Origin of the sequence: Nitrospirillum bahiense, assembly GCF_007828025.1 — a bacterium.
Lineage (GTDB): Bacteria > Pseudomonadota > Alphaproteobacteria > Azospirillales > Azospirillaceae > Nitrospirillum > Nitrospirillum amazonense.
In genome coordinates, this window is record NZ_VITO01000025.1 from 81,329 (window position 1) to 90,897 (window position 9,569).

The following is a 9,569-nucleotide window of genomic DNA, read 5'->3' on the forward strand; positions in this document are numbered from 1 at the left end:
AAACTCGTGGACTGGCGTCGCGCCTTGGCGCGGGATGCGATCCCGAACCCGGATCCGACGGATCCAGGGCCGAGGTGGGGCTATCTAGACCTGCGGAGGGCGTCTGTCAATGCTTCTGGAGTCAACGACGCCCCGCGGCAAGGCGGTGATGGCAACGGCGATGTCACGCCTGGATCAGGAACGGCCGCCGCGGGTCCTGATCCAAAACGGGCGATTGTCAATGGCCTGTACACCTGTAATAGACGGGGTGACATGCCCGCTATTTCGCCTAGAGGCTCATTTTGGGTGTGCGCCCCCTCTTCCAGCCCGCCTTTAAGATAAGGTATGAACAGGTTATCGGGGTAGTCTTTGGGTAGTGCGCCATTCCGTGGCGGATTCGAATTGCGGGGGGGACCGGCCCCGCGGAGGCTTGTATGTCAATGTCGTCCGGCAGAAATGCCGAACCCGAACGGTCCAGGATGAGCCAGACGGAGTTGCTGGCGATCGTTGGCAAGCATCGGGCGTTTCTGACGAAGCAGCCTGGGGGCGTGCGTGCCAGCTTCAAGCTGCGTGACCTCTCGCATATGGATCTGTCCGGCCTGAACCTGGCCGAGGCCGATTTCTCGGGCGCCAAGCTGTTCGGCGCCCGCATGGTGGATTGCGTCCTGTCGGGGGCGTCGCTGTACGCCGCCGACCTGCGCTTGGCCAACCTGGAACGCTCCGACCTCCGCCGGGCCGACCTGCGGGGCGCCTGCATGCGCGGCGCCGTGCTGAACCAGGCCTCCATGGCCGAGGCCGACCTGCGCGAAGGTACCATCATGCACGTCCGCAAGGACGGCAGCATCACCGCCCACGAATTCGACGCCGTGCCCGTGCAGACGGAACTGTCGTGCGCCACCGTGGTGGGCGCCGACCTCAGCCGGGCCAAGCTGTCCAACACCTTCCTGGTGCAGTCGGACCTGACGGACTGCATCATGCGCGGCGCCAAGATGGCGCGCGCCAACCTGACCAACACCAACCTGACCGGCTGCGACCTCAAGGGCGCCGACCTGACGGGCGCCAACCTGACGGGCGCCAAGCTGCACGGCGCCGATCTGACGGGGGCGGAGCTGGGCCTGGCCCGATTCGCCGGCGCCCTCATGATGGGCACCATCCTGGACGACAACGCGCGCCGCGCCGAAGAGGTGCTGGAGGGCATTCACGCCCCCACGCCCGAGGATGCCGGGCTGGACCTGTCGGCCATGCTGGTCCTGCATTCCGAATGGGTGGAGACGGGCGGCCGTGAGGGCGCCCGGGCCGACCTGTCCAGCCTGGACCTCAGCGGCGTTGACCTGGCGGGCGCCAACCTGTCGGCCGCCTTGCTGCACTGCGCCTGCCTGCGTAAGGCCAATCTGGTGGGCACCTCGTTGCCCATGGCCGACCTGTCGCTGGCCGACCTGCGCGACGCCGACCTCAGCCGCGCCGACCTGCGCGGCGCCTCGCTGGAGCGCGCCACCCTGAACGGGGCGCAACTAGTGCGGGCCGATCTGGGCCCCGTGCTGATCCAAAGCTCCACGGGGCGGCTGTGGAGCGCCAACCTGCACCGCGCCCGCCTGGACGGCGCCAACCTGACGGGCGCCATGCTGAAGCGGGCGGTGCTGTCCCAATCCTCACTGGTGGGGGCGGTGCTGAAGGATGCGGAGCTGTCGGACGCCAAGATGGCGGGGGCCGATCTGCGCGACGTCGACCTGGCCAACACCGACCTGGACGGGGCGGACATGGCCGACGTGGTCGGCATGGTGCACTGATCGGCTGTCACCGGCCTAGTTTCGCCCTAGTTTCCTGCCAATTCTGTAGCCCAATCCGCCGCCCGCCAATTCCTGCCTGCCGGACGCCCATGCTGCTGCCCACTCAAGACCGTTCCGCCCGCCGCCTGGCGCTCAGCCTGCTGCTGGCGGGCCCCTTCCTGTTCGGCCTATGGGCGGTGCTGCTGGGCCAGGATGGCAACTGGGATTTGCGCAACTACCATTGGTACAATGCCTACGCCTTCCTGACCGGGCGCTGGGGCATGGACGTGGCGCCGGCCCAGGTGGCCAGCTTCTACAACCCCACCCTGGACCTGCCCTTCTTCATGGCCGCCCAGGTGCTGCCCGCCCGCGTGGTGGAATTCCTGCTGGGCAGCATCCAGGGCGCGAACCTGGTGCTGCTGTACGGCCTGGCCTGGACGGTGCAGCGTTCGGCCACGCCGGAACGCCGCCGCGTCCTGGTGGCCCTGGCCGTCGCCGTCTGCGGCATGGTGGGCGGCGGCCAGGTCGGCTTGCTGGGCACCACCTTCTACGACAACGTCATCAGCCTGTTCGTCCTGGGCGGCATCCTGGTGGCCATTGGCGGGGAGGGGGCGGCCTGGAGTGCGCCCAGTGGCCCGGCCTTCCGCCGCGTGGCGCTGGCGGGCCTGCTGGTGGGCAGCGGCGTGGGGCTGAAACAGCCCACCATCGTCTTCGCCGTGGGCACCTGCGCCGCCTTCCTGGCGGCCGGCGGCACGCCCTGGCGCCGCCTGCTCCTGGCCTTCTTCTTTGGGCTGGGCGTGCTGGCCGGCATGGCGATCTTCTCCGGCCACTGGATGTGGTTCTTGTGGAGCCACTTCCAGAACCCGCTGTTCCCCTATTTCAACAACGTCTTCCATTCCCCCTGGGGCACGCCCGACCCTTACCGGGATGACAAGTTCATCCCCAAGGGCCCCTTGGCCGCCGCGCTGTTCCCCTTCGCCTGGGCCTTGGATCCCAAGCTGGTGGGCGAGATCGTCTTCCGCGATTACCGCGTGCTGACGGCCTATGTCGTGCTGCTGCTGACCGGCCTGATGGCGCTGGCCCGCTGGCTGCGCGGACAGTTCGCGGCCGAGGGGCCGCCCGTGGTGGATACCACCGGCCCGGCCCGCGCCCGGCGCTACCTTCTGCTGGCGGGGGCGCTCAGCTACCTGGTGTGGCTGAAGCTGTTCGCCATCTACCGCTACCTGATCCCGCTGGAAATGCTGGCGCCCGTGCTGATCCTGGCGGCCGTGGCCCTATGGCCGGCGCCGGCCCGGGCGCGGGGTGCGATCACCGCCGTCCTGCTGCTGCTGCTGACCGCCACCGGCCAGTCGGGCACCTGGGCCCGCGTGCCCTGGGGCGACCGGCCTTTCGGCGCCAAGGTGTCCGAGGTGCAGGCCCCCGTCCTTCCCCGGCCGGACCACACCGTCATCCTGATGACCGGCTACGCCCCCACCAGTTTCCTCATCCCCGGTTTCCCGCCGCAGATCCCCTTCCTGCGGCTGCAGAGCTATTTCATCCACCCGGACCAGGGCGACATCCTGCTGAATCGCCAGATGCGCCGGCGCATCGACCAGGGCATCGCCAACGGCGACGACTTCTATCTGCTGCTGGCGCATTGGGAGACGTGGACGATAGACCAGATTTTGCCACGCTATGGCCTCAAGGGCGCCGAGGAGCCCTGCCAGCGTGTCACCTCGACGCTGGACGAGCCCATGATGTTGTGCCGCATCATCCCGCTGCAACCTGCGGCGGACCATGATATGAACCCCGTGCACTAACGCCTATTTCCAAGGATTCCGCGCGATGGTCGACACCACCGCCCACAAGTCCGGCAAGCCCACCGTGGCCGTGCTGGTACCCTGCTATAACGAGGAAGCCGCCATCGCCAAGGTGGTCGCCGACTTCAAGGCGGCGCTGCCCGATGCCGTCGTCTACGTCTACGACAACAATTCCAAGGATCGCACCGTGGAGGTGGCGCGCGCCGCCGGTGCCGTGGTGCGGACCGAGCCGCTGCAGGGCAAGGGCAATGTGGTGCGCCGCATGTTCGCCGACATCGAGGCGGACGTGTACGTCATGGTCGATGGCGATGACACCTATCACGCCGCCAGCGCCCCGGCCCTGGTCGACCGGCTGGTGACCGAGCAGCTGGACATGGTGAACGGTGCCCGCGTGACGGAGATCGAGGCTGCCTACCGCCCCGGCCATCGTTTCGGCAACTTGCTGCTGACCGGCCTGGTGACCTTCATTTTCGGCAAGCGCACCAACGACATGCTGTCGGGCTACCGCGTCTTCTCCCGCCGTTTCGTAAAGTCATTCCCGGCGCTGGCCGGCGGCTTCGAGACGGAGACGGAGTTGACGGTGCACGCGCTGGAACTGCGCATGCCCATCGCGGAGGTGGAGACCCCCTACAAGGACCGCCCGCCCGGGTCGGTCAGCAAGCTGTCCACCTACAAGGATGGCATGCGCATCCTGTGGATGATCACCAAGCTGGTGAAGGAAGAGCGGCCCATGCTGTTCTTCGGTGTCGCCGCCATCCTGCTGGCGCTGCTGTCGATCATCCTTGGCATTCCCATCTTCGTCACCTTCGTGGAGACCGGCTTGGTCCCGCGCCTGCCCACGGCGGTGCTGGCCACCAGCCTCATGACCTTGGCCTTCCTGTCGCTGACCTGCGGCCTGATCCTGGACACGGTCACCCGTGGGCGGCGCGAGATGAAGCGCTTGCGCTATTTGGAAATCCCGGCGCCGGATTTCGCTCCGCTGGGCCGGGGCTGAGCGGCGTGGCCGATCTGCCAAAGGGCGATCTGCCAGAGGGCGATCTGCCAGAGGGCAAGCCGAAACACGTGAAGGCGGAGGTCATGTCCTTCGCCCTCATCGGTGTGGCCGGCCTGTTCGTGGACATGGGGGCGCTGTGGGTGGCCCTGAACCCCTTAGGCTTGGACAAGCACAGCGCCGGTTTCTTCTCCTACTTCGTGGCCGCCACCTTCACCTGGTGGATGAACCGGCAGTTCACCTTCACCGGCGCCAGCCGGCGGGGGGCGATCCGCCAGTGGGCCAAGTTCCTGGCGGCCAACGCTGTGGGCGGCGTGGTCAACCTGGCGACCTACAACCTCATCGTCTGGCTGGATGCGCCCACCTTCGCCGTGGCCCTGCTGCCATGGCTGCCCGCGTTGTGGCCTTATGGCGCCAAGGGCGCCGGCTCCCTGGCCGGCATGGGCTTCAACTTCGTCCTGTCCAAGATGCTGGTGTTCGGCCGCAAATAGTCTTTCCCCAACCTGCGGTGGGGGCGGGGCGGCATTGCCGGGCACGCCCATGGACAGGGGGCGGATCGTCGCCATATAACCGGGCATCATGGCGCGCCGGTTTCTCAAGATGCACGGGCTGGGTAACGACTTCGTCGTTCTGGACGCCCGCCACACCCCCCTGTCCTTGACGGGCGCGCAGGCGCGCGTCCTGGCCGACCGCCGTTTCGGCGTCGGCTGCGACCAGATCATCATCCTGGAACCGCCGCAGTCGGCCGGCGCCGATGTCTTCATGCGCATCCTGAACCCGGATGGCAGCGAGTCCGGCGCCTGCGGCAACGCCGCGCGCTGCGTCGCCTCGCTGGTGGCGGCCGAGGGCACCGGGCGCGACCGCCTGACGGTGGAAACCATCAGCGGCCTGCTGCCCGCCATCCGCCATGCCGATGGCACCGTGACGGTGGACATGGGCCCCGCCCGTCTGGATTGGCGGCAGATTCCGCTGGCTGAGCCGGCCGACACCCTGTCGCTGGAGGTGGCCGCCGGACCGCTGTCGGCCCCTTGTGCCGTCAACATGGGCAACCCTCACGCCGTCTTCTTCGTCGACGATGCGGAGGCTGTGGACCTGGCGCAGTGGGGTCCCCAGCTGGAACACCACACCGCCTTTCCCGAGCGTGCCAATATCGAGGTGGCGACCGTGGTGGCGCCTGGCCGGGTGCGCATGCGGGTGTGGGAACGCGGCGCCGGCATCACCCTGGCCTGCGGCTCCGGCGCTTGCGCCACCCTGGTGGCGGCCGCCCGCCGCGGCCTGACGGGCCGCAAGGCCGAGATCGTGATGGATGGCGGCACGCTGACCATCGAATGGCGCGAGGACGGGCACGTGCTGATGACCGGGCCGGTGGCCACGGCGTTCAGCGGCGAGTTGGATGACGCCTTGCTGGCAGGCGCCGGACGATGAGTGCCGAGCACGCTGACACTGATCATGGGCACGAGCACCGCCAGGAAGGCTCCGGCCCGGAGATTTCCGGCGAGGCCGGCGGGCCGCAGGTCGTCACCTTCGGCTGCCGCCTGAACGCCTATGAATCCGAGGTGATGCGCGACCACGCGCGCGCCGCCGGATTGGGGCCGGTGCTGATCTTCAACACCTGCGCCGTGACCTCGGAAGCCGAGCGCCAGGCCCGCCAGGCCATCCGCAAGGCCCGACGCGAGAATCCGGACACCCGCATCGTCGTCACCGGCTGCGCCGCCCAGGTGAACCCCGGCACCTTCGCCGCCATGCCCGAGGTCGACCAGGTCCTGGGCAATGATTTGAAGCTGAAGGCCGACAGCTGGACCAGCTTCGGCGCCGGCCAGGCGGAGCGGGTGATCGTCAACGACATCATGTCGGTGCGCGAGACCGCCAGCCACCTGATCCAGGGCATGGAAGGCCGCGCCCGCGCCTTCATCCAGGTGCAGAACGGCTGCGACCACCGCTGCACCTTCTGCATCATCCCCTATGGCCGGGGCAATTCCCGCTCCGTCCCCATGGGCGAGATCGTGACCCAGGTGCGCACCCTGGTAGAACAGGGCTACCGCGAGGTGGTGCTGACCGGCGTGGACGTCACCAGCTATGGTCCCGACCTGCCGGGTGCGCCCACCCTGGGCCAGATGATCCGCCGCCTGCTGGCCCTGGTGCCGGAGTTGCCGCGCCTGCGCCTATCCTCGCTGGACCCGGTGGAAATCGATGACGACCTCTGGCGCCTGATCGCCGAGGAGCCGCGCCTGATGCCCCATTTGCACGTCAGCCTGCAGGCCGGCGATGACATGGTGCTGAAGCGCATGAAGCGCCGGCATAGCCGTGCCGACGCCGTGGCCTTCTGCCAGCGCGCGCGCGACCTGCGGCCCGACATGGTGTTCGGCGCCGACCTCATCGCCGGTTTCCCCACGGAAACCGACGCGATGTTCCAGAACACCCTGGACGCCGTGGCCGATTGTGGCCTGACCTGGCTGCACGTCTTCCCCTACAGCCCGCGCCCCGGCACGCCGGCGGCCCGCATGCCCCAGGTGGACAAGGCGGTGCGCAAGGAGCGGGCGGCCCAGTTGCGCGCGGCCGGCGAGGCGGCGGTGCGCCGGCACCTGGCCAGCCAGCAGGGGCGCACCGTCACGGTGCTGGTGGAAAAGGGCCGGGTCGGCCGCACGGAACAATTCGCCGAGGTGCGGCTGGATCGCGATTTCGCGCCGGGCACGCTCGTGGACGCCCGCATTGCCGGGCTGGATGGCGACATGCTGATGGGTTGCTGCTGATGTTCGATTGGATCAAGCGTAAGAAGCCCGCCGCCGAAGCCCCGGCCGTCGTTCCCCCCACGCCTGAAATTCCAGTCGCCGTCGAGCCTGTTTCGCCACCGGAACAATCTCCGGCGCCACCTGAGATGGCTGAGGAGCCGGTGGTGGCGCCCATCACGGCGCCCAAGTCCGCCCTGGTCCTGGACGCCGTCCCGACGGCGCCGGTGGAGGAAGCTCCGCAGGGCAACTGGCTGTCGCGCCTGCGCCGGGGCCTGTCCAAGTCCACCACCCGGCTGACCGACGGCATCGGCGGCATCTTCACGAAGCGCAAGCTGGATGATGAGACGCTGGAGGAGCTGGAGGAGCTGCTGATCCAGGCGGACCTGGGGCCCGCCATGGCCGCGCGCGTCACCGGCGATCTGGCCAAGAGCCGCTTCGGCAAGGAGGTTTCGCCCGATGAGGTGAAGCGCTTCCTGGCGGATGAAATCGGCAAGGTGCTGGCCCCTGTCGCCCGGCCCCTGGTGCTGGACGGCAACCACAAGCCCCATGTGGTGCTGGTGGTGGGCGTAAACGGCACGGGCAAGACCACCACCATCGGCAAGTACGCGCGGGAACTGCGCGCCGCTGGCAAGACCGTGTGGCTGGCTGCCGGCGACACCTTCCGCGCCGCCGCCGTCAGCCAGCTGCAGATTTGGGGTGAGCGAACCGGTGCCCCCGTGGTGGCCAAGGAGACGGGGGCCGACGCCGCCGGCCTGGCCTATGAGGCGCTGGAGAAGGCGCGGGCCGCCGGCGCCGACGTGCTGCTGATCGACACCGCCGGCCGCCTGCAGAACAAGCAGGGCCTGATGGATGAGCTGCGCAAGATCGTGCGCGTCATCAAGAAGGTGGACCCGACCGCCCCCCACACCACCCTGCTGACCCTGGACGCCACCACCGGCCAGAACGCCCATTCGCAGGTTGAGGTGTTCAAGGAGATGGTGTCGGTCAACGGTCTGATCCTGACCAAGCTGGATGGCTCCGCCCGCGGCGGTGTGCTGGTCTCGCTGGCGCAGAAGTTCGGCCTGCCGGTCCACGCCATCGGCGTGGGCGAGGGCATCGACGATCTGCGCCCCTTCGACGCCCAGTCCTTCGCGGCTTCCTTGGTGGGGCTGGACGACGGGCGATGAGGTGAGCGTCTGAACGGCCGCAACGACGGCATGGGGGGAGGGGGTAAGGATGCGGCGTTTGACGCGGTGTGCTGCGCTGGCTGGCCTGATGGCCGCCATCTCTTCCCCGGCCATGGCCCAGCCCGTCGATCCCCAGGCGACCTTGGATGCTTTGGACCAGGCCTTCGGTGGCCATCAGCCAGGTGCCCGCGCCGTTCATGCCAAGGGCCTGGTGGTGGAGGGAACCTTCGTCCCGTCCCCGGACGCCGCCGGCGTCAGCCGGGCGCCGCACTTCCAGGCGGGTCCGACGCCTGTCACCATCCGCTTCTCCAACTTCACCGGCGTCCCCACCCAGGCGGATGGCGACGCCATGGCCAGCCCTCGTGGAATGGCGCTGAAGTTCCATCTGGCCGACGGCACCGACACCGACATCGTCGCCCATTCTGTGGACGGCTTCCCGGTAGCGACAACGGCTGATTTCCTGGCCATGGTCCAGGCGGCGGCCGCGCGCACTCTTCCCACCTTCCTGGCCGGTCACCCGGCGGCCCGCGCCTTCGAGGCGCTGCCCAAGCCCGTCCCGGCCAGCTACGCCCCCCTGGGCTACTTCGCCGTCAACGCCTTCCGCTTCGCCAACGCCCAGGGCCAGGTGACAACCGGTCGCTACCGCCTGATGCCGGAGGCGGGGCAGGCGCTGCTAACCCCCGCCGAGGCGGCGGACCGGGCGGCCGATTATCTGACGGCGGAGATGGCGCGGCGCTTGGCCCAGGGCCCGGCGCGCTTCCGCCTGATGCTGCAGGTGGCGGAGACCGGCGACAGGGTCGATGACGCCACCGTCGCCTGGCCGGAGGCGCGGCGGCAGGTCGACCTAGGCACGCTGACCCTGACCGGCATCGCGTCGGACCAGGACTTCCAGCAGCGCACCCTGTTGTTCCTGCCCGGACGCCTGCCCGCCGGCATCGAACCCGCCGACCCCATGGTGGACGCCCGCACCCCCATCTACGGCGCCTCTTTCCGCCGGCGCCTGGGGGAGGATGGCTGAGTGTTCCGCCGCGCAACGGTCATCAGCAGGGGAATCGCTTGAAGTGCCTCACCCCCGTTGTCGTATGACGGTTTCGAGGTAGTCGACATTCCAGGATGCCTTTTTTCGTCGGACAGTCAGG

At 68.7% G+C, this 9,569-nt stretch carries 8 protein-coding genes; all 8 read left to right on the top strand.

Going from position 1 to position 9,569, the window contains the following annotated elements; all coding sequences use genetic code 11:
- Positions 1 to 458 precede the first annotated feature (458 nt).
- The 8 genes from FBZ88_RS26155 (at position 459) to FBZ88_RS26190 (ending at position 9,448) form a co-directional block, all read left to right on the top strand.
- Entirely contained in the window at positions 459 to 1,766 is a 1,308-nt protein-coding gene (locus FBZ88_RS26155; protein ID WP_246138865.1) for a pentapeptide repeat-containing protein, read from the top strand.
- Positions 1,767 to 1,855: 89 nt separating this feature from the next.
- A complete protein-coding gene (locus FBZ88_RS26160) occupies positions 1,856 to 3,544 on the top strand; it encodes a hypothetical protein (protein WP_145619959.1) in 1,689 nt (562 codons plus the stop codon).
- A gap of 25 nt (positions 3,545 to 3,569) precedes the next feature.
- Positions 3,570 to 4,538: a glycosyltransferase family 2 protein gene (locus FBZ88_RS26165; RefSeq protein ID WP_145619960.1), complete on the top strand. Its 969-nt coding sequence runs from the start codon at positions 3,570 to 3,572 to the stop codon at positions 4,536 to 4,538.
- 5 nt (positions 4,539 to 4,543) lie between these two features.
- The gene (locus FBZ88_RS26170) at positions 4,544 to 5,026 is read left to right on the top strand and encodes a GtrA family protein (protein WP_145619961.1); all 483 of its coding nucleotides are present in this window, start codon (positions 4,544 to 4,546) and stop codon (positions 5,024 to 5,026) included.
- Positions 5,027 to 5,114: 88 nt separating this feature from the next.
- Positions 5,115 to 5,960 carry a diaminopimelate epimerase gene (dapF, locus tag FBZ88_RS26175; RefSeq protein ID WP_145619962.1) on the top strand — a complete coding sequence of 282 codons (846 nt, stop codon included), beginning with the start codon at positions 5,115 to 5,117 and terminating at the stop codon, positions 5,958 to 5,960.
- Positions 5,957 to 7,285, top strand: a complete 1,329-nt coding sequence (gene mtaB / locus FBZ88_RS26180; RefSeq protein ID WP_246138866.1) for a tRNA (N(6)-L-threonylcarbamoyladenosine(37)-C(2))-methylthiotransferase MtaB — start codon at positions 5,957 to 5,959, stop codon at positions 7,283 to 7,285. Before dapF ends, mtaB begins: the two co-directional genes overlap by 4 nt.
- Positions 7,282 to 8,430 (top strand): signal recognition particle-docking protein FtsY, encoded by a 1,149-nt coding sequence (gene ftsY / locus FBZ88_RS26185; protein WP_425465801.1) that lies wholly within the window; start codon positions 7,282 to 7,284, stop codon positions 8,428 to 8,430. The genes mtaB and ftsY overlap by 4 nt, the downstream gene beginning before the upstream one ends.
- Before the next feature lie 49 nt (positions 8,431 to 8,479).
- Positions 8,480 to 9,448: a catalase family peroxidase gene (locus tag FBZ88_RS26190; protein WP_211102807.1), complete on the top strand. Its 969-nt coding sequence runs from the start codon at positions 8,480 to 8,482 to the stop codon at positions 9,446 to 9,448.
- Positions 9,449 to 9,569: the final 121 nt, after the last annotated feature.

Coding starts and splice junctions, on each gene's coding strand:
- FBZ88_RS26155 (WP_246138865.1), top strand. CDS start 459: ATGAGCCAGACGGAGTTGCTGGCGATCGTTGGCAAGCATCGGGCGTTT.
- FBZ88_RS26190 (WP_211102807.1), top strand. CDS start 8,480: ATGCGGCGTTTGACGCGGTGTGCTGCGCTGGCTGGCCTGATGGCCGCC.
- dapF (WP_145619962.1), top strand. CDS start 5,115: ATGGCGCGCCGGTTTCTCAAGATGCACGGGCTGGGTAACGACTTCGTC.
- mtaB (WP_246138866.1), top strand. CDS start 5,957: ATGAGTGCCGAGCACGCTGACACTGATCATGGGCACGAGCACCGCCAG.
- FBZ88_RS26165 (WP_145619960.1), top strand. CDS start 3,570: ATGGTCGACACCACCGCCCACAAGTCCGGCAAGCCCACCGTGGCCGTG.
- FBZ88_RS26160 (WP_145619959.1), top strand. CDS start 1,856: ATGCTGCTGCCCACTCAAGACCGTTCCGCCCGCCGCCTGGCGCTCAGC.